Below are 19800 nucleotides of genomic sequence, written 5' to 3'. Positions count from 1 at the left end.
GACGAACATGGAACAGACCCGGACCGATCCTTCCGCCCTGCGGGGCTTCAGCTGGGCGGACTACGTGACCAGCGCGTCGCCGCTGCTGGAGTCGATGGCCGCCGCCGTGCACGGGCTCGTGCTGGAACTGCACCGCGTGCGCCGCCTGGGGTGCGCGGTGTTCCTGGCCGGGAACGGGGGCAGCGCCTCGGCCGCCTCCCACCTGGCCCAGGACCTGCTCAAGGGCACCACCGCGCCCGACAACCCCCCGCTGCGCGCGATCGCGCTCACCGACAACGTCTCGATGCTGACCGCGTACGCCAACGACGAAGGATACGACCGGGTGTTCGTGGAACCGCTGCGCAAGCTGGCCCGACCCGGGGACCGGCTGCTGGTGATCAGCTGTTCCGGCACCAGCCCGAACGTGGTCGCCGCGGCGAACCACGCCCGGCAGGCGGGCCTGCGCGTGATCGCGGTGACCGCCGCCGACGGCGGCGCGCTGCGGGCGCTGGCCGACGTCGAGGTCAACGCCCCGACCAAGGACGTCGGGCTCGCCGAGGCGTTGCACAGCGTCGTCTTCCACTACGTCACGCAGGCGTTGCGCGACCTGCCCGACCCGAGCTGACAGCGACGAGAGGGGATTGCCATGCGAGCAGCCGTCCTGAGCGGTCCGGGCCGGATCGCGGTGCACGACGTGCCCGAACCGGAGGTGCCCGAGGACTGGGCGCTGGTCCGGGTCGCCTACAACTCGATCTGCGGCAGTGACGTGTCGCTGTTCCACAACGCCTGGCACGGCACCGCGTTCCCGGCCGTGCCCGGCCACGAGTGGAGCGGGCACGTGGTCTCCGCCCGGGGCGGCGCGCTGGCCGAGGGGCAGCCGGTGGTGGGCAACCTCGCGTTGCCGTGCGGCCGGTGCCCGTGGTGCCGGGCCGCGCAGGGCGTGATGTGCCCGGACCTGCGCGAGTTCGGGTTCACCGACCCCGGCGCGTGCGCCGACTACATCGCCGTGCCGGTCGCGAACCTGCACCCGCTGCCCGAGCACGTCGACCTGCTCGCCGCCACCCAGGTCGAGCCGCTGGCGGTCGCGCTGCACGCGTTGGCGCGGGTCGACCTCAAGCCGGGCGAGACGGTCGCCGTGCTCGGGTGCGGCGGCATCGGCCTCACGCTGCTCCAGGCCGCGTCGGCGGGCGGCGGGCGGGTCGTGCTCGCCGTGGACCCGGTCGCCGAGCGGGCGGCCACGGCCCGGGACCTCGGGGCGCGCGAGGCGCTGTCGGACCCGGACGCGGTGGCCGGGTGGATCGAGCGGGCCGGTCCGGCGGGGCTGCCGGACGTGGTGCTGGAGGCCTCCGGCGAGCCGGAGGCGGTGCGCGCCGCCCTCGACCTGGTCCGGCCCGGCGGCCGGGTCGGGCTGGTCGGCTACCGGATGGACAAGGCGCTCACCGCGCCGTCGGCGCTGTGGCCGCTCAAGCTGCTCAGCGTCATCGGGGTGATGGGCCCGGGGCCGCACTTCGAGCACGCGGTGAGGCTGGTCGCGGACGGCGCCCTGCGCACCGAGCGCGTGGTGACCGACGTGTTCGACCTGTCCGACGCGGACAAGGCGTTCGGGGTCGCGACCGCCCCCGGCCCCGGCGTGATCCGGGTCGCCGTGCGGGCCGCCGGGTGATCTCCGAGGTCGACCGAGGTGCGGCCGGGCCGGTGCCCGGCCGCACCGGCACGTCACGGCACCAGCGAGCCCAGCCGGCGCACCAGCCGTTCGATCGGGTCCGGTGGGATCTCCCGGCGCACCGCCGCGGTGGCCAGCGCGCCCATCTCCGGCCACCGCCCACGCGCCTGCCACGCGCGTTCCATCGCCTCGTCCAGGCACACCGGGACCGGCGCGGCGGCGACGAAACCCGTCTCGCCGTCGGTGACCAGCTCGGCGTTGCCCGCCACGTCGCTGACGATCACCGGCCGGCCGCACAGCATGGCCTCGATGATGACCGTGGGCAGCCCTTCGGCCCGCGAGCACAGCACCAGGGCGTGGTGGGTGCGCCAGATCTCCTCGATGTCCTCGACGTAGCCGGCGAAGTGGACGTTGTCCAGGCCCAGGTCGGCGGCCAGCGCCCGCAGCAGCCGTTCGTGCTGGCCCGCGCCGAACAGCGACACCGACACCGGCCGCTCCCGCCACTTGGGCTGGGCCAGCACGTCGAACAGCACGTCCTGGCCCTTCCCGACGACGTCGAGCCGCGCCGGGCAGGCCAGGCGCACCGGCTCCGCGTCGGCGGGCCACGGCGGGGCGGCGTCGTAGGGCACCTTGAAGTGGCAGCGCACCACCTCGGCGTTGGCGATCCGGCCGCCGACCTGCCGTTCGGTCAGCTCCAGGTTGCGCCGGGAGACGAACATCGACGAGCGCGCGCCCGCGTAGCCCTTCGCGAGCCGGTCGGCCACGTCGTCGGAGCACCACTCGAAGTCGGCCGCGGAGTTCGAGTAGGCCACGTAGGCGATCCCGCGCGCGGCGCACTCCTCCATCCACCCCAGGCCCTCGTAGTTGTCGCCCTGCGAGACGAGCACCAGGTCCGGGCGCACCTGCTCCAGCGTGCTCAGCCGCCGTTCCGACCACGGCAGCTCCCACGGGTCGCGCAGGTCGAACGGCTCGGCGTCCCAGCGGCGGTGCACGACGCACCCGGCGGCCTCGACCTCGGCGAGCTGCGGCGGCGTGGGCCGCCACCCCTTCACGCTGACGTGGACCTCCGCGCCCTCGCGCCGCCAGTGGGCGGCGGCGAGCGCCCAGTTCGTCTCGCTCGGCCCCCAGGGCGCGGACTCGTTGGCCGAGACGATGAGGATCCTCGGCCGGTCGGCGGAACTCATTCCAACCTCGCTTTCGAGTGCTTTCGACGGACCGCGCACCGGGAGGTGGCCCCCACGGCGGGTCCGGAGAATTCCGCAATGGCGGAAACTGTCCCGGGGGCGCTCGCCCCCAGGCCGATGCTAACAGGTCGGCAAGTATCGCAAAAGCGCTCCCGTCGCCCGATCGGCCGCTTACCGCAGGGGTGTCGGATCGCTAGCTTTGAGATCGTTCCGGGAGTTGCCAACCCAATTGGCCCCGGCCTTCGGGGGTCGGCATGAATGGCTATTCGGCGGTCTTCGTCGACCGCGACGGGACCGTCAACAAGAAGCCTCCTACCGGCACGTACATCGCCGACCCGGCTCAGCTGGAACTGATACCCGAGGCGGTGGGCGGGGTGCGCAGGCTGAATCAGGCGGGTATTCCGGTGGTCGTCGTGACAAATCAGCGGGGCATCGCCCGCGGGTTGCTGAAAACAGCCGACCTGCACGCGGTGCACCGCCGGCTGGAAAACCTCCTCGGCGCGCACGGCGCACATCTGGACGCCATCTACTGGTGTGCGCACGAAATCGGCCGGTGCGCTTGCCGGAAGCCGCAGCCCGGAATGCTCCGGCAGGCCGCGCGGGACTACCCGGCGATCCGGCTGGAGACCGCGGTGATGGTCGGCGACGTGGAGACCGACGTGCTCGCCGGCCGTGCGGCGGGCACGCGGACGGTGCGGCTCGGGCCACCCGGCACGCCGAGCGTGGCCGACGTCGTGTCGGCGGACCTGGGCGAAGCCGTCGACTGGATCTTGGAGAGGGGACGTCCGTGCGCATCCTGGTGACCGGTGGGGCCGGCTACATCGGCAGCGTCGTCACGAACCGGCTGGTCGAGGACGGGCACGCGGTGGTGGTCGTCGACGACCTGTCCAGCGGCCACGCCGACGCGGTGCCCGAGGGCGCCCGCTTCGTGCGCGGCACCATGGCCGCCGCCGCCGACCTGCTGCACCACGACGGGCCGTTCGACGGCGTGGTGCACCTCGCCGCCCGGTCGCTGATCGACGACTCGGTGCGCGACCCGGCGCGCTACTGGCGGGGCAACACCGCGGAGAGCCTGCTGCTGCTCGACGCGGTCGTCGCGGCGGGCGTGCCGAAGATCGTGGTCTCCTCGACCGCCGCGGTCTACGGCCAGCCGGAGACGATCCCCATCGCCGAGGACGCCCCGACCGTGCCGACCAACCCCTACGGCGCGTCCAAGCTCGCCGTCGACCAGGCGCTGTCCGCCTACGCCCCGGCCTACCGGCTCGCCGCGGTGAGCCTGCGGTACTTCAACGCCGCCGGCGCGGTCGGCCGGTACGGCGAGCGGCACCACCCCGAGTCGCACATCCTGCCCATCGCGCTGGAGGCGGCGCTCGGCGTGCGGCCGTCGTTCACCGTCTACGGCAAGGACTACCCGACACCGGACGGGACGTGCGTGCGGGACTACGTCCACGTCGCCGACATCGCCGACGCGCACGTCGCGGCGCTGGCCGGGGCACAGCCCGGCCGGCACCGCGTCTACAACCTGGGCAACGGCGTGGGCTTCAGCGTGCTGGAGGTGCTGGACGCGGTGGCGTCGGTGGTCGGCGCGCCGGTGCCCGCCGTGTTCGCCGACCGCCGACCGGGCGACCCGGCCGTGCTGGTCGCGGCGTGCGGCCTGATCGGCGCGGAGCTGGGCTGGCGGCCGACCCGGCCGTCGCTGACCGCGATGATCGGCGACGCCCACCGGTTCCGCGCCGCGCGGGACCGGTGAGGGTCGCGTGCGTCGGCTACGGCAGGCCCCAGAGCAGCTCGGCCAGCTCGTCCGGGTCGGTGATCCCCTTGAGGTCCAGCGGGGTCTCCTCCAGCACCTCGAAGTCGTGCAGGAAGGTGTAGGCCAGCATGTCGCGGGTGAAACCGGGCTCCCGCCGCACCTCCATCCCGTCCAGCGCCGCCGCGAGCAGTTCGCGGTCCGCCCGGAAGGCGTTGAGGTGCAGCTGGACCAGCCCGTAGCGCAGGTCGCCCGCGTAGACGTCGGTGAAGTCGATCAGGCCGGTGACCTCGGGCCGCTCGGTGTCGACGAAGATGTTCGTGCCGTGCAGGTCGCCGTGCACGAACTCGGTCGGCGTGCCGTCGACCAGCCGCTCCGGCTCCGGCAGCAGCGCCTCCACGCGGTCGAGCAGCTCCGGCGAGAGGTAGCCCCACTCCCGGTGGTCGGCGACGGTCTCCGCCCGACGGGTGCGCAGCAGGTCCAGGAAGTTCGAGCGATCGGGCGAGAGGTTCACCCGACCGGTGAGCGGAACCGCGGCCAGCGCGCGCACCGCGACCCCGATCCGCCGGGCCAGGTCCAGTTGCGACTCCCGGACGAGACCCGCGTCGACCGAGGCCCGCCAGGTGCGGCCGGTGGCGGCGTGCAGCACCAGGAACGGCCACGGCCAGTCCGGGTCACCCGGTCGGAGTTCACCCGAACCCGCGATGCCGGGCACGGGGAGGCCCTGCCCGGCCAGCACCTGGTACGCGTCGTGCTCCGCCGCGTGGCTGTCCGGGCCGCTCCAGTGCCGTCCGTAGAGCTTGACCACGTAACCGTTGTCGCCCACCACCACCGGGTAGGTGCTCTCTCCGGGGATGCGCAACACTTTCGGTTGGGGCAGGCCCGCGAGGTCGAGGGCGTGCCGGCCCCACGGCTCCCACAACGCGGGGTCGTTGCGGTGGGCGGCGTAGGAGTCTTCGGAGTTGATGACGTCCAGATTCGGTAGCACGACGCCAAACTAGCCGGGTCGATCACCGCCGCGCAGCGGCCCGACCGGCCGCGGCGGACTACTCCGCCCGATCGGAGCAGACTTCGCCGTGACGCGCGGCGGAGACCTTCGCCGTGCGTCCACAAAGGAGGACATCGACATGCCCGACGCCCCGGACGGCGGTGCACCGCGACGGATGTCGTCCGTGCGGGCGCTGGCCCGGCTCGGCCCCTACCTGCGCCCGGTGCGGCTGCCCATGCTGGGCGCGCTCGCCGCCACCGCGTGCGCGATGCTGTGCGGGCTCGCGATCCCGTTGGTGATCCGGCAGATCGTCGACGGACCATTGTCCACTTCGGACGTACCGGCGGCGTTGCGGCTGGTCGTGGTGGTGGCCGTGCTGGGCGTGCTGGAGGCGCTGCTGTTCCACGCGCGCCGCCGGCTCGTCGCGCGGCCGACCGTCGAGGTGGAGGCGGCGATGCGGGCCGACCTGTTCGGCCACCTGCAACGCCTGCCGCTGGCCTTCCACGCCGGGCGCAGGTCCGGCCAGCTGCTGTCCCGGGCCGTCGGCGACCTGGTCGTGGTGCGCAAGTACCTGGCGTTCGCGGCGGTCTTCCTGGTGGTCAACTGCGTCACGCTGGCGGTCGGCCTGGCCGTGCTCTGGTACCTCGACCCGCTGCTGGCCGTGGTCACCGGGGCGTGCGCGGTGCCGATCGTGCTGCTGGCCTTCCTGTACGAGATGCGCTACAAGCTCGTGGCCCGCGCCGTGCTCGACCAGACCGGCGACCTGGCCGCCACCGCCGAGGAGAGCATCCTCGGGCTGCCGATGCTCAAGGGCCTGGGGCGCACCGGCGCGCGGCGCGAGCAGTTCCTGCGGCAGGCCCGCGCGCTGCGGCGCACCCGGCTGCGCGCCATCGGCCTGAACGGCAAGCTGGCGGCCGTCCTGCTGATGCTGCCCGAGATCGGCATCGCCGGGCTCGTCACGGTCGGCGTGCTCGGCATCGTCGACGGCGACCTCACCGTCGGCACCCTGGTGTCCGCGATCGTCGTCGCCGGCTACCTGCGCTGGCCGGTCGAGTGCATCGGGTGGGCCCTGGCCGAGACCAGCACCACCGGGGCCGCCTGCGACCGGTACTGGGAGCTGCGCGACGCGGCCGTCACGGTCGCCGACCCGCCGCACCCCGTCGCGCTGCCCCGGCCCGTGCGCGGCGAACTGCGCTTCGACGACGTCCGGTTCACGCCCCTGGGCAGCACCGAACCGGTGCTGCGCGGCGTCGACCTGACGGTGCGGCCGGGTGAGTTCGTGGTGCTCACCGGGGCGACGGGGTCCGGCAAGTCGGTGCTGGCCGCGCTCGTGCCCCGGCTCGCCGACGTCACCGGCGGCCGGGTCGCGCTCGACGGCGTCGACGTCCGGGACCTGCGGCTGACCGACCTGCGGGGTGTGGTCGCCACCGTCTTCGACGACCCGCTGCTGTCGTCGGGATCGGTGCGCGACAACCTCGTGCTGGGCGCGCCCGGCACTCCCGACGCCGAGCTGTGGCGGGTGCTGGGCGTGGCCGGCGCGCAGGAGTTCGTGCGCGCGCTGCCCGGCGGGCTCGACGCGCCGCTGGGCGAGCAGGGCCTGACCCTGTCCGGCGGGCAGCGCCAGCGCATCGCGCTGGCGCGGGCGCTGCTGGCGCGGCCGGCCGTGCTGGTGATGGACGACCCGCTGTCCGCGCTCGACGTCCACACCGAGAACGCCGTGGAGAACGCGCTGCGCGAAGAACTGCGCGGCGTGACCACGTTCGTCGTCGCCCACCGCCCCAACACCGCCCGGATGGCCGACCGGGTCGTGCTGCTCACGCACGGCCGCGTCGCGGCGGTCGGCACGCACCAGGAGCTGCTGGCCACCAACGCCCAGTACCGCACGCTGTCCACGCCCGGGAAGGTGAACTCGTGACCGCGCCGACCACCGTCGGCGATCCCGCCGACCTCGACCCCGCCACCCGCAAGGAGTTGCGCTCCGGTTCCGCCGCGCTGGTCCGCGAACTCGCCCGGCCCCGGCTGGGCGCGGTCGCGGGCGTGTTCGCCATCCTGGTGCTGGAGAACGTCCTGGCCCTCGCCGGGCCGCTGCTGGTGGGCCTGGCCATCGACCGGGGCATCGGCGAGGCGACCGGGGGCGCGCCGGCGCTGCTCGTCTGGTGCACGGCGGGCTACCTGCTCTGCGCGGTCGCCGCCTCGGGGGTCCGCTACTGGTTCTTCACCGTGGCCGGGCGGCTGGGCCAGGGACTGCTGGTCGACCTGCGGCGGCGGATCTTCGACCACGTCCTGGGCCTGTCGGTCGGCTTCCACGACACCTACCCCTCCGGCACGGTGATCTCCCGGCTGACCGCCGACGTGGACGCCGTGGACGACCTCGTGGAGTCCAGCCTGGACGGCCTGCTGACCACGCTGCTGTCCACGGTCGGCATCACCGCCGTGCTGCTGTGGCTGGACCCGGCCATGGGCCTGGTCGTGCCGCTGAGCTTCGTGCCGCTGGTGCTGCTCACCCGGTGGTACCGCAAGCGCTCCGCACCCTCCTACCGGGGCACCCGCGCCTCGATCGCCAGGATCACCGCGCACATCGTGGACACGATGAACGCGCTGCCGGTGGTGCAGGCGTTCCGCGCGCACGACCGCAACAACGACGCGATGGCACGGCTCAACGACGACTACCGCCGCACCAACACCGAAACACTCGACATCGTCGCCTTCTACACCGCCGGGGTCCGGCTCTTCGGCAACCTGACGCTGGCGGCGGTCCTCGCGATCGGCGTGCTGCGGGTCGCGGACGGCAGCCTGGAACTGGGCGTGCTGACCGCGTTCCTGCTGTACCTGCGCAAGCTGCACGACCCGTTGGACGAGTTGGCCACGTTCACCAACACCTACTCGTCGGCCGCGGCCGCGATGGAGAAGATCGCCGGCCTGCTGCGGCACCAGCCCACCGTCGCCGAACCCGACCACCCCGCCCGCCCGGCGGACCGCCGGGCCGCGGAGGGCCGCGTGGTCTTCGACGCCGTGTCGTTCCGCTACGGCCCCGATGCGCCGTTCGTGCTCTCCCGCGTGAACCTGGAGTTCGTACCGGGCCGGACGGTGGCGCTGGTCGGCGCGACCGGCGCGGGCAAGACGACGGTGGCCAAGCTGATCGCCCGCTTCCACGACCCGACCGGCGGCGCGGTGTCGCTCGACGGCATCGACCTGCGCGACCTCGCCGAGGCGGACCTCCGCGCGCGGGTCGTGCTGGTGACCCAGGAGAACCACCTGTTCTCCGGGACGATCGCGGAGAACATCGGGCTGGGCGTGACCGACCCGGCGGCGATCCGGCGCGCCGCGCGGGCGGTGGGGCTGCACGAGTACATCGCGGCCCTGCCGCAGGGCTACGAGACCGAGGTCGGCCGGCACGGCGCCCGGCTGTCCGCCGGCCGCCGCCAGCTGATCGGCTTCGCCCGCGTGTTCCTGGCGGACCCGGCCGTCCTGGTGCTCGACGAGGCGACGTCGAGGCTGGACCGGTCGAGCGAGCAGAAGGTCCAGCACGCCCTGGCCACCGTGCTCGGCGGCCGGACCACCCTGGTCATCGCCCACCGCCTGTCCACGGTCCTGATGGCGGACCGCGTGCTCGTGCTCGACGCGGGCCGCGTGGTCGAGGACGGCCCGCCCGGGGCGCTGATCGCGGAGGGGGGCAGGTTCTCCTCGCTGCACGAGAACTGGCGGGCGTCCACGTCGGCGGGGTGATCGACGTCCGGGCCGACGTCACCCGCCCGAACGGGGCTCGCCCGCCCGCCGTGGACCCATCGGGTGCCCGGGTCGCGCCTCGGGTCGCCCACGACGGCGGGCGGCCCGAGAATGCCAGGACGGGTCGGAACCGGCCCGGCTCGTGAAGGCGGTCGGACACACGTCACACCGGGAAGGGCACGGCATGGCCAAGCGCATCCTGAACGTCGTCACCAACGTCGGGCACTACGACGACCCGTCCCACCTCACCGGCCTGTGGCTGTCCGAACTCACCCACGCGTTCCACGTCTTCGAGGAGCGCGGTTTCGAACAGACGATCGTCAGCCCGAAGGGCGGCCCGTCACCCCTCGAACCCCGGTCGTTGAAGTTCCCGAACTACGACAAGTCCGCCAAGGCGTGGCGCGCCGATCCGGCACGTACGGCACTGCTGGAGAACACGGCCGCTCCCGACGAGGTCGACGCGGCCGACTACGACGCGATCTACTTCACCGGCGGCCACGCGGTGATGTACGACTTCCCCGGCAGCGAGGGGCTCCAGCGGATCACCCGCGAGATCTTCGAACGCGGCGGCATCGTCTCCTCCGTGTGCCACGGCTACTGCGGTCTGCTCGACACCAGGCTGTCCGACGGCTCCCACCTCGTCGCGGGACGCAGGCTCACCGGCTTCGCCTGGCGGGAGGAAGTGCTCGCGAAGGTGGACGAACTCGTGCCCTACAACGCCGAGGAGGAGATGAAGAAGCGCGGCGCGCTCTACGAGAAGGCGAAGCTGCCGTTCGTGTCGTACGCGGTGGTCGACGGCAACCTGGTCACCGGCCAGAACCCGGCGTCCGCGAAGGCGACGGCGAAGAAGGTCGCCGACCTCCTCTGACGATCCGGCACCCGTCTGGTCGATCTCCACCCGTTCGGTCGTCGGCGCGGGGCGGTGGCCGCGTGGGCCGCTGCCCCGCGCCGACGGGTGGTGTGGGTGCGCAGTGTCGTGGGGTGTCGGCTCCAGCCGAGTTGGATGGCACCTCGGGAGGTGGAGACGTATCCGTCGAGCCGGATCTGGTAGGTGACGCCCGCGGTGACGGTCAGGTTGATGACCGATTGCAGGCCGCAGTCGGAGTCGTCGTTGGTGGCGATCTGGGTGAGGGCGGCCAGTGAGGACCCGGTGAAGGCGGCGACGGTGGTGTCGTAGTCCGACCCGGCGGTGGAGACGCGGGCGGGGCCGGTCTCGGGTGCGGTCCAGCTGTGCCAGAGCGAGGCGTCTGCGGAGGCGTTGTACGGGGCGGGTTCGCCGGTGGCGGAATCTTCCTTCGCGGTGGGTCGGGTCGAAGGCCGAAACCGGGTCGACCACGCACATCCGCACGTGGTCGACCCGCTCGGCCTGTCAGTCGGGGTGGTCGTGGTCCGGGAAGGCTCTAGATCGCGATCACCGGCCAGATCTGGTGCAAGCCCGCGTGTTCGAACCACGTGAGGACCGGCTTGCCGAGATCGCCGCTCGCCTCCTGGACTTCCAGCCACCAACCGGTGCGGCGGTTCTGGAACTTGTAGCCCAGCCAGCCCCGGTCCACCTGGGCCCACTGCTGGTAGGTCTCCGCGATGTCGCAGGTGTAGGTGCGGACCACCTCGCCGAGGTTGCCGCCTTGGAGGCAAAGGCCGCTGTGCTCGACCACCAGCCTGACGTAGCCGTTGCCCAGCCCGTGGATGCGCCACACCTGGTGCGGGCCACGGTGGCAATCCCACTGGAGCCCGATCGCCCCATGGGTGCCCCCGTTGTCGATCTCAAGGCACTTGTTGGTGAGCCGGTTCACGATGGAGACCTTCGGCGGGTACAGCGAGGCTTGGGCCACAGCGGGCATCAAGCCGGACAGCAGCAGGAATGCGATCAACACCGCCTGGGTACGGCGGGCGAATCCGGCCATCGGGGAAACCACCTTTCACACGCGGACACGGCGGCGGTTCTTCGGCCGCAGGGAGCGGCCGGACCAGTGCACCCCAGGGCCCCGGCAAGAAGTTTGCAGAGTTCTGGAAACCGCGGACGTGCTCGTGCCGGGACCGTGCCGACCCGGCCGGGCCCTGCTACCGGCGGAGCCGACTACCGGCCGGCTCCAGCTTCCCGCGCACGTCGGCCGCGCCGGGGTGCCGGAGCTGCTCCAGGATGGCCAGGGACTCGTGCCAGCACTCCGACGCCGCCGCCACGTCGTGCGTCGCGTGGAGGGTGTCGCCCAGGTGGTCCAGCGTGACGGCCTGGTCGTACCGGCGGCCCAGTTCGCGGTAGCACTCCAGCGCGGACCGGTACGCCGCGATCCCCGCGTGGTGGTGGTGGAGGTGGTGGCGGGCGTAGCCGATGCTGTGCCACGTCGCGGCCTGGCCGTAGCGGTTGCCCAGCTCGCGGTGCAGGCGAAGCGCTTCGTCGCAGTGCACCAGGGCTTCCTCGGGCTCGCCGAGTTCGACCAGGGACCAGCCGACGTCGTTGAGAGCGCCCGCCTCACCGGCCCGGTGGCGCGCCGACCTGTAGAGCGCGAGCGCGTGCAGCGCGTGCTCCAAGGCCTTGCGGGGACGCGCACTGCGGTGGTACATCCAGTCGATCTCCAGGTGCGTCCTGGCCTGCCGGACGAGATCGCCGTCAGTGCGGTGCAGTACCAACGCCCGGTGGAAGTTGCGTTCGGCGTCGCTGTAGTCGCTCTGCCAGGCTTGGGCCAGCGCCAGGCCGCGGTGTGCCAGCGCCTGGCCGGTGGTGTGCCCCAGGGCATTGGCCGAGGCGAGGGCGATTTCGCCGAGATCCACGAGGTCGGCCCACCGCCCGCTCGATTGCAGGAACGTCTGGATGCACCAGAACAGTTGCCACGCGTGCGCGAAGTGCCCGCTGTTCGCGGCCAGTGCGATCGCGCCCCGCAACGCGGCGTGCTCGTTCACCATCCACTCGCGCGCCTGGGCGGCGTCGGTGACCAGGGCCGGGGCCACGGGTAGTTCCAACGGGTCGCGATGCGGGTCCAGCAGCCGATCGGCCGCGTACGCGGTCCTGAGGTGGTGGTCGAGCACGCGGCGCACCGCGCGATCGCGCTCCGGGCCGTGATCTTCGGCCAACGCCCGTGAGTAGACGCGGAGCAGGTCGTGGAACCGGAACCGGCCCGGCGTGTGCTCGGCGAGCAAGTGGGCGTCGGTGAGTTCGCCGAGGATCAGGTAGGCCGCCGCCGCCGGCACTTCCGCCAGCTCCGCGGCCACCGCCGGCGGCACGTCCGGTCCGGGGTGGACGCCGAGCAGGCGGAACATGCGGGCGGCGGGCTCGGACAACTGGCGGTACGACCAGCCGAAGACGTCGCGCACGTCGAGCGAGTCCAGCAGCGACCGCTGGTCGCGCAGTTCGGAGGCGAGGACGCCGAGCGGGAACGTCGGGCGCAGTTGTGCGCGTGCCGCCAGCACCGACGCGGCCAGCGGCAGCCGGGCGGTGTGCCGGACGAGGTCGGACAACGCGTCCGGCTCGGCGTCGACCCGGTCGCGCCCGAGCCTGCGGGTCAGCAGCCGGGCCGTCTCCCCGTCGCTGAGCACCTCCAGGTTCACCGGGACGGCGCCCTCGTAGGCGATCAGGTCGACCAGCAGGTTCCGGCTGGTGACCAGCGCCAGGCAGCCGCGTCCGCTCGGCAGCAGCGGCCGCACCTGGTCGCTGTCACGCGCGTTGTCCAGCACCATCACCACCGCGCGCTCGGCGAGCAGGCTGCGCAGCAGTGCCGCCCGGCCCTCGGCCGTCGACGGGATCCGCGCCGGTGGCGTGTCGAACGCGTCGAGCAGGAAGCGGGTGGCCTCGCCGACGCTCATCGGGTCGTTCGTGTCGTCGAACCCGCGCAGGTCAAGGTAGAGCTGACCGTCCGGGAACCGGTCGGCGACGGAGCGCGCCCAGTGCACGGCCAAGGTCGTCTTGCCGACGCCGGCCATGCCACCGACCGCGGCGATGACCACGCCGGTCTTGTCTTCGAGCAGTGCGTCGAGCAGGCCCAGCGCATCGGCCCGACCGACGAAGTGAGGAGTGCTCGGGGGAAGGTGCCTCGGCACCACCGCGTCGCCGGGGGAACGGTGTTTCTCCACAACGGTTTCCGGTTCGTGCGCGCCGATCGTGCCTTTCAGCGCGGGATCGCGGCGCAGCAGCCGTTGGTGCAGCTCTTGGAGTTCCGCACCCGGCTCGTCTCCCATTTCTTCGAGCAGGCGGGCGTACACCTCGCGGTAGCAGGCCAGCGCTTCCGCCTGCCTGCCGGCTCGGTGCAGCGCGAGCATCCGAAGCCCGACCAGTTCTTCGTCCAGCGGGCTCACGACCAGCAGCTCATCGAGTTCGGCGAGCACGTCGCGGTCCCCGGCGTCCATGCGCGCGGTGAGCAGCCGGCGTCGGGCGTCGGTCCGCCGTCCCTCCACCGCGTCGCGCATGTGCGCGGCCCAGTCGCCACGTACCCCCGACAACGGCACACCACGCCACAGTTCGAGCGCTTCCCGCACCGAGCCTTCCACCAGGTGGCGGTGGAACCGGTGCAGGTCGACCGCGTCGGGGTCGACGGCGAGCAGGTAGCCGCCCGAGCGGTGGGCGATGGTCGCGGAGTCGCCGGTGAGCACCCGGCGCAGCCGGCTCACGTAGGTCTGCACCATGCCGCGGGCGTTCGGCGGCGGATCGTGGTTCCACACCCGGTCGATGATCGTCTCCACCGGCACGACGCGGTTGGCCTCGAACGCGAGCACCGCCAGCACGCAGCACTGCTTCGGCGACCCGGCGGAGACCGGGCGACCTGCCGGCACCACCTCGACCGGGCCGAGCAACCGGATCTCCACACGCCAACAGTGGCCTGTCGTGAAGATCATTTCAAGCGTCCGTACAGGCTTGTGCCGGCTGCCGGCGGGCCCGCGGTGCAATGGTGTCGGCGGCCCGTTCGCGCGGCCGGCGGACGTGCGGGAGCGGCGTTGCCGGGGCTGATCGCAGCAGCCCCGGCAACGCGTGGTGCCCCCGTGCCTAGCCGGCCATGACGCAACTGACCGTCGGGCACGGCAACGCGGTCGCCGTCGCGGGGATCCCGCAAGTGGACAGGACCGCCATCACGAGGCCGACGAGCAGCGCGCTCGGCGTGAACTTGTTGATGCGCATGGATGCTCACCCTTTTCCGTTGTCGCGGCGCGGATCGCCGCGGACAGCGGACGAGTGGCGGGAACCGCCGGGACCTCCCCGGAACGAACCGGGAAAGAAGTGTGGCGAAGGACATGAGCCGAAAGCGGGGAGGTTTTCGGGTCCGCGCCCACTGAGCTTCTCCGGTCCGCAGCAGCCGCCGGCGGCGTTCGGGGGCGACGCCGGAAAAGATCTTGGTCGGAACCGGGGAGGTTTCGGCGACGCGTCCCACTCATCCCCGACACGGTCCCGACGACCCCACGGAGGAGTAGTGGACGACCACCGGTTCCCGGTAGCGGTTGCAGGCCAGGGGGGAGACCTGGCACTGATGGAGCGGGTTCCCGCCGGCGGCCGGGGTTCGCCCGGCGCACCTCGCGGCAAGTCCTCGGGTCAGGCGTGCCAGGGTGGCCGACGGCTCGGCCCGGCCGCCGCGCACAGCGCCTCTGGGCCGATCGTCGCCCACTCACCGCGCAAGTGCGGACAGCCGACTCGGGAGTGGTTGTTCGCTGTACCTGCACGGCCCGCGAGCCGTGCGCGCAAGCAGCAGAGGGGGGTGCGGTGATGATCCCGTACGAGGAGTCCGAGCTGGTCGAACAGCTGCGCGGGCGCGACCAGTCCGCGCAGCTCGCCCTGTACGACAGGTGCACGGACCGCCTGAAGCCGTACTTCCTCGCGAAGTTGCGCGACCCCGGCGAAGCCGACGCCTACGTCAACGAGGTCTTCGTCCGCGCCATGGAAGGTCTGTCGGACGGCAACACCGAGGTCGCCTCGCTCAACGGCTGGTTGCGCGGCATCGCCGCGAACCTGCTCAAACAGCACTACGAGGAACTCAGACGGACGCGGACCAACCACACCGGCGACGAGCCGCCCGCCGAGATCGCCACCCCGGAGGAGGAACCGGACTGGGAACTCGACGGCGGCGACGACCTTCCGAGCACCCCGACCGACTTGGAATTCCTGCTCGGCAAACGGGAGTTGTGGGCGACCATGCGGGCCGCCGTCGACTGCATCGGCCAAGGGCTGCGCCGCGTGTTCACCGCGCACATGCAGTTGAGCGTGCGCGAGAAGCGCAAGATCACCGCCGCCGAGCTGGCCGCCGAACTCGACATGACACCGGCCCGGGTCGACCGCCAGTTGAACCGGGCGCGCGGCGAAGTCCTCAAGGCGATCCCCGCGCTCGTGGTCGCGCGGACCGGCGCGGCCCGCTGCGGCGACCTCGCGGCGATGCTGGAGGACCTGCTCACCGCCGACCAGTTGGTGGCCGGGCGCGCACTCGTGCTCAACCCCAAGCAGGTCGGCAAAGTCCTGGGGCACACGACGGGCTGCGACGCGTGCGGCGAACGTGCCCACGACGCCCGCGTCCTCGCGCGCTGGGCGCTGCCCCCGGCGTTGATCACGCCGGAGGAAGACGACCGGCGGCGCACCGTGATCGGGTGGCTCGGTCAAGCACGCGACGGGCGCACGTTGGTGCAGTCGTCCACCTCCGCCCTGTCGTCGACGGCGCTGGCGGCCCGACCCGTGATCGCCGCGGCCGGGCAACCGACCCGGCAGCCCGGCCGCCTGAGCGCCTTGCTGGGATCGTGGACGAGCCGCCATGAAGGGCTGCGCCACGTGACCACGTTCGTGACGCAGAACCCTGCCGTCCTCCGCGTCGCCGTGGGTGCGGTGGTGTCGGTCGCCGTGGGCCTGTTGGCCGTCTCCTCCCAGTCCGGCACGACAGCCGAGGCGGTGGACGAACCGGTCGTCCAGACCTCGACCACGTCGCCCGGGGCCGGTGCCACGACCGCGTTCGCGCCTTCGACGACCCCGGCGCAACCACCCGGACCCGTCGACAGCCCGGTCACGGCCCCGAACCCGACCGCGCCCGCCGCGACGTCCATTCCTCCGGTCGTGCACCCGACCACGAAGTCGCCGGTCACCTCGCCGCAGGCGTCCCCCTCCGCCACCGCGCGGCCCACGACGGCGACCACCGCGCCGTCGACTACGACGACCACGCCGGCGGGCGGATTCGTGACCGTCGCCTTCGACGTGTCCGACACGTCCTACCCGTACTTCTTCATCGCCGGCTTCGCCGACCAACTGGACCGGGACCGCGTCCACCAGGTCGACCTCGCCCGTGGTGGCCACAAGTTGCGCACCTCGTCCGGCCAGGAGGTCGAATTCTCGCTCGACTCCGCCGGGAACGTCTCGTACGACTCCCGGTACGACCGCGTCCTCAAGGGGAAGGGCACGAGAAAGCTGTCATTGCAGGGTCTTCCGGTCACCGTGGACGCTTCCGACACCGACTACCCGACCATGGGCGTGGCCGGTATCCGCGGCGGCGTGCCGAAGAAGCATCAGTGGAAGTTGGTGCCGGGTGCCTACAAGGTATCGGCGAGCAGCGGCGCGATGCAGCCGTTCAAGGTCGACGACGATGGTCACGTCACCTACGGCGGAGGGCTTGATCGTGCGTTCGGAGGACGTGGCACCGATCGACTCCAGGTTCGCGGCCTCCCCGTCACGGTCGACGCGTCGGGTGCCGACTACCCCACGACAGGAATTTCGGGCGTGGCTTCGGTCACGGCGAAGTCGTACACCGCAAAGCTGATGCCAGGTGCGCACGCGGTGCTCTCGGGCGTGGTGAGGCAGTTCTTCACGGTCGGCCTGACCGGCGCCGTCGATTATGACGCCAAGTACCGGAGGGTTTTGGGCGGTAGTGGTTCCGGCACGTTGACCCTGCACGGGTTGCCGGTGACGTTCGATCTCCGCGATACGTCCTACACCATGTTCAACCTCCACTACGTCGAGAGTGGCAACCAGACGACGGCGCCTCGGACGTGGCGTCTGATGCCGGGGGAGCACGTTGTCGCGCCGACGACGAAGGTGTTGGTGAATTTCCAGGTCGGTCTGGACGGGGTGGTGGGGGATGTCGGCATTCCCGGCCCGTTTGCGGTGGTGCGTGGCGGGAACGTCCTGGAGTTCCACGGTCGGGATGTGGTGATCGACTTCTCCGGGACCTCCTACCCCGACTACACCCTCTTGTGGCTGGGTAGGGCGGACAAGCAGAAGGTGAAGACGTGGAGGCTGATCCCCGGCCTGCACGAGATGGCCATGAACTCGTCGGTGACGGTGCAGTTCACCGTCGGCCCGGCGGGGACTGTTGATTATGATGCCACGTATCAGAAGGTGCTGGGTGGGCGTGGCTCCGACACGTTGACGCTGCTCGGGGCACCGGTGACGATCGATCTCCGGGATACTTCGTACGTCGCCGTCAACTTGTTGCACGTCGAGAGCAACAACAAGACGACGGCGCCTCGGACGTGGCGTCTGATGCCGGGAGAGCACACGATCACCATGACGTCCAAGGTGTCCGTGCGTTTCCGGGTCGGTCCTGACGGGGTGGTGGGGGACGTCGGTGTTCCTGGTCCGCTTGTGGTGGTGCGCGGTGGGAATGTGCTGGAGTTCCATGGTCGGGAGGTGGTGGTCGACGTGACCGGGACGTCCTACTCCGACTACAACTTCTTGTGGCTTGGCATGGCGGGCAAGGACAAGGTGAAGACCTGGAAGCTCCTTCCCGGCCTGCACGAGCTGAGCATGACGCCTTCGGCGGCACTGCAATTCACGGTCGGCGAAGCCGGCACTGTCGACTACGACGTCAAGTACGGGAAGGTCTTGAGTGGTAGCGGTTCCGCCACGTTGACGTTGCGTGGGTTGCCGGTGACGGTCGATCTCCGCGATACGTCCTACACCTTGCTCAATCTTCTGCATGTCGAGAGCAACAACAAGACGACGGAGCCTCGGACGTGGCGTTTGATGCCGGGGGAGTACACGATCACCATGACGTCCGAGGTGTCGGTGCGTTTCCGGGTCGGACTCGACGGGGTGGTCGGGGACGTGAGTCTGCCCGGTCCGCTTGCCGTCGTGCGTGGCGGGAATGTGCTGGAGTTCCATGGTCGGGATGTGGTGGTCGACGTGACCGGGGCGTCGTACCCCGACTACGGTCTGTTCTGGGTCGGCCAGGCGGGTCAGCAGAAGGTGAAGACGTGGAGGTTGCTTCCCGGGCTGCACGAACTGGCCATGACCTCGTCGGTGAAGGTCCCGTTCAGCGTCGGCCTGGACGGCACGCCGACCCCTGATCCGAAGTACGCGGCCTACCTCACCGGCCACGGCAACACCCTGACCGTGCGCGGCAAGGGGGTGACCATCGACGCGACCGACGTGTCCTACCCGACCTACTCGTTGGGCTACGTGGGCACGGTCCCCCGCACGACGGTGAAGACCTGGTACCTCCTGCCCGGCGCGCATTCGATCGGCGGAGCCACGGCAACCGGCGTGGCCTTCACGCTCAACGTCGACGGCTCGCTCACCTATCCCGACGCCGTCCGGCACATCGTTGAGAAACGTGACGCCACGACGCTCGTCGTCCACGGCGTGCGCATCGGCTTCGACGCCACGGCGACGTCGTTCGCGACCTTCGGGGTGCACGGCGTCAAGCCGACGATGAGCGCCCGGGAACCGCAACACTTCCTGCTCCTCCCGGGCGATCACCTGGTGACCACTCCGACCGGAAAATTCCACCGGTTCACCGTGACCCCGGAGGGCAAGGTCGCGTTCGCCCCCGAGCTGGACCCGGTGTTCGACGGCCGGGGTACCGGAACCCTGGTCCTTCGCCGGAACTGACCGGACCTCCCGGCCACAGTGCGGTGCCCCGACCACCGACTGCGGCCGGGCTCGGCAAGTGCACGTCGAGCCGCGTCCCGGCGAGGGGTGCGGGCGTGGCCCGGCCCGGCAGGCAGTCCCTCGCCCGAACCGGCGATCGCCCCACCACTGACGATCGTCTTGCTGCGGGGATGGTCGCCCGCCGTGATCACCCGACCCGCGAGGGCGGCTGCGGAAAGCTGTCCTCGGTGCCGCCGAGGATCGCCGGGAGCCAGTCGGCCCGCCAAGCGCCGAGCGCGCCGTTGTCGTGGGTGCCGTTGAACTCGACGAGGTTGGTGCGGGTGAGCGCGGCCTTCCGATCGGGACGACGAGACCGCCACGCCCGCGAACCGGTTGGCCCAGCGGCTGTTCATGTCCTCGACCATCGCGGTGACCGAGTTCCGCAACGCCCGCCGTCCCAGCGCGGGTCGTAGTACTGCCGCTGGTTCTCGACCACTTGCGTCGGCGTGCCCGCCGGCCCGGGAGTCCAGGTGGGAATGGACATTTCCGCCTCGATCCCCGCAGTGCTGCCTGCGTCCGTCCCACCTCGATGGATGCGGGCCGACCCGGCACGCCGTCATCACCACGAACACCGCGCGTCGGGGAGCTTCGCACGGCCCTGTTCCGGTCCGGCTCGTTCATCTCCGTGCTGCGGTGAATCACGGCATTCTCCGCGCGGAAGCGGCCACATCACCCCGGAAGGCGGCTGAGCCG

Annotated in this window: 14 protein-coding genes; 8 read left to right on the top strand and 6 right to left on the bottom strand. The window is 71.6% G+C overall.

The window, feature by feature from the left end; all coding sequences use genetic code 11:
- The first annotated feature begins 7 nt into the window (after positions 1–7).
- Both AC0HI0_RS16485 and AC0HI0_RS16480 read left to right on the top strand, forming a co-directional pair.
- Positions 8–604, top strand: coding sequence for an SIS domain-containing protein (locus AC0HI0_RS16485; RefSeq protein WP_480933245.1), 597 nt, complete (start codon positions 8–10; stop codon positions 602–604).
- A gap of 21 nt (positions 605–625) precedes the next feature.
- A complete protein-coding gene (locus AC0HI0_RS16480; protein ID WP_480933244.1) occupies positions 626–1642 on the top strand; it encodes a zinc-dependent alcohol dehydrogenase in 1017 nt (338 codons plus the stop codon).
- Between the two features lie 53 nt (positions 1643–1695).
- On the opposite strand, the gene AC0HI0_RS16475 is transcribed toward AC0HI0_RS16480, so the two are convergent.
- On the bottom strand, positions 1696–2826 hold the full coding sequence (locus AC0HI0_RS16475; RefSeq protein ID WP_480933243.1) for a glycosyltransferase family 4 protein: 1131 nt from the start codon (positions 2824–2826) through the stop codon (positions 1696–1698).
- A 254-nt stretch (positions 2827–3080) separates the two neighbouring features.
- On the opposite strand from AC0HI0_RS16475, the gene AC0HI0_RS16470 reads away from it, so the two are divergent.
- Together AC0HI0_RS16470 and galE are read left to right on the top strand one after the other, a co-directional pair.
- On the top strand, positions 3081–3629 hold the full coding sequence (locus tag AC0HI0_RS16470; protein ID WP_480933242.1) for a D-glycero-alpha-D-manno-heptose-1,7-bisphosphate 7-phosphatase: 549 nt from the start codon (positions 3081–3083) through the stop codon (positions 3627–3629).
- Positions 3614–4576 (top strand): UDP-glucose 4-epimerase GalE, encoded by a 963-nt coding sequence (gene galE / locus AC0HI0_RS16465; protein WP_480933241.1) that lies wholly within the window; start codon positions 3614–3616, stop codon positions 4574–4576. The genes AC0HI0_RS16470 and galE overlap by 16 nt, the downstream gene beginning before the upstream one ends.
- Positions 4577–4592: 16 nt before the next feature.
- On the opposite strand, the gene AC0HI0_RS16460 is transcribed toward galE, so the two are convergent.
- Entirely contained in the window at positions 4593–5561 is a 969-nt protein-coding gene (locus AC0HI0_RS16460) for a phosphotransferase family protein (RefSeq protein WP_480933240.1), read from the bottom strand.
- A 139-nt stretch (positions 5562–5700) separates the two neighbouring features.
- On the opposite strand from AC0HI0_RS16460, the gene AC0HI0_RS16455 reads away from it, so the two are divergent.
- The 3 genes from AC0HI0_RS16455 (at position 5701) to AC0HI0_RS16445 (ending at position 10155) form a co-directional block, all read left to right on the top strand.
- Positions 5701–7476 (top strand): ABC transporter ATP-binding protein, encoded by a 1776-nt coding sequence (locus AC0HI0_RS16455; protein WP_480933239.1) that lies wholly within the window; start codon positions 5701–5703, stop codon positions 7474–7476.
- Positions 7473–9287: an ABC transporter ATP-binding protein gene (locus AC0HI0_RS16450; protein ID WP_480933238.1), complete on the top strand. Its 1815-nt coding sequence runs from the start codon at positions 7473–7475 to the stop codon at positions 9285–9287. Before AC0HI0_RS16455 ends, AC0HI0_RS16450 begins: the two co-directional genes overlap by 4 nt.
- A gap of 184 nt (positions 9288–9471) precedes the next feature.
- A complete protein-coding gene (locus AC0HI0_RS16445; protein WP_480933237.1) occupies positions 9472–10155 on the top strand; it encodes a type 1 glutamine amidotransferase domain-containing protein in 684 nt (227 codons plus the stop codon).
- 532 nt (positions 10156–10687) lie between these two features.
- Here AC0HI0_RS16445 and AC0HI0_RS16440 read toward each other — a convergent pair.
- The 4 genes from AC0HI0_RS16440 to AC0HI0_RS16425 form a co-directional block, all read right to left on the bottom strand.
- Positions 10688–11191 carry an RICIN domain-containing protein gene (locus AC0HI0_RS16440; RefSeq protein WP_480933236.1) on the bottom strand — a complete coding sequence of 168 codons (504 nt, stop codon included), beginning with the start codon at positions 11189–11191 and terminating at the stop codon, positions 10688–10690.
- A 157-nt stretch (positions 11192–11348) separates the two neighbouring features.
- Positions 11349–14081 carry an AfsR/SARP family transcriptional regulator gene (locus AC0HI0_RS16435; RefSeq protein ID WP_480933235.1) on the bottom strand — a complete coding sequence of 911 codons (2733 nt, stop codon included), beginning with the start codon at positions 14079–14081 and terminating at the stop codon, positions 11349–11351.
- Positions 14082–14259: 178 nt separating this feature from the next.
- On the bottom strand, positions 14260–14391 hold the full coding sequence (locus AC0HI0_RS16430; RefSeq protein ID WP_480933234.1) for a hypothetical protein: 132 nt from the start codon (positions 14389–14391) through the stop codon (positions 14260–14262).
- A 408-nt stretch (positions 14392–14799) separates the two neighbouring features.
- Positions 14800–15723, bottom strand: coding sequence for a hypothetical protein (locus AC0HI0_RS16425; RefSeq protein WP_480933233.1), 924 nt, complete (start codon positions 15721–15723; stop codon positions 14800–14802).
- Between AC0HI0_RS16425 and AC0HI0_RS16420 the strand changes: the two genes are divergently transcribed.
- A complete protein-coding gene (locus tag AC0HI0_RS16420) occupies positions 15634–19068 on the top strand; it encodes a hypothetical protein (RefSeq protein ID WP_480933232.1) in 3435 nt (1144 codons plus the stop codon). The genes AC0HI0_RS16425 and AC0HI0_RS16420 overlap by 90 nt on opposite strands.
- The last annotated feature ends 732 nt before the right edge of the window (positions 19069–19800 follow it).

The sequence above is a fragment of the Saccharothrix sp. NBAS 001 genome (assembly GCF_056640475.1).
Note: the sequence above shows the minus strand (reverse complement) of the source record. Positions and strands in the feature narration are given on the sequence as shown.

Bases quoted from the DNA above. Each gene is read 5' to 3' on its own strand.
- AC0HI0_RS16445 (WP_480933237.1), top strand. From the start codon at position 9,472: ATGGCCAAGCGCATCCTGAACGTCGTCACCAACGTCGGGCACTACGAC.
- AC0HI0_RS16470 (WP_480933242.1), top strand. From the start codon at position 3,081: ATGAATGGCTATTCGGCGGTCTTCGTCGACCGCGACGGGACCGTCAAC.
- AC0HI0_RS16430 (WP_480933234.1), bottom strand. From the start codon at position 14,391: ATGCGCATCAACAAGTTCACGCCGAGCGCGCTGCTCGTCGGCCTCGTG.
- AC0HI0_RS16475 (WP_480933243.1), bottom strand. From the start codon at position 2,826: ATGAGTTCCGCCGACCGGCCGAGGATCCTCATCGTCTCGGCCAACGAG.
- AC0HI0_RS16485 (WP_480933245.1), top strand. From the start codon at position 8: ATGGAACAGACCCGGACCGATCCTTCCGCCCTGCGGGGCTTCAGCTGG.
- AC0HI0_RS16455 (WP_480933239.1), top strand. From the start codon at position 5,701: ATGCCCGACGCCCCGGACGGCGGTGCACCGCGACGGATGTCGTCCGTG.
- AC0HI0_RS16440 (WP_480933236.1), bottom strand. From the start codon at position 11,191: ATGGCCGGATTCGCCCGCCGTACCCAGGCGGTGTTGATCGCATTCCTG.
- AC0HI0_RS16420 (WP_480933232.1), top strand. From the start codon at position 15,634: ATGCTGGAGGACCTGCTCACCGCCGACCAGTTGGTGGCCGGGCGCGCA.
- AC0HI0_RS16480 (WP_480933244.1), top strand. From the start codon at position 626: ATGCGAGCAGCCGTCCTGAGCGGTCCGGGCCGGATCGCGGTGCACGAC.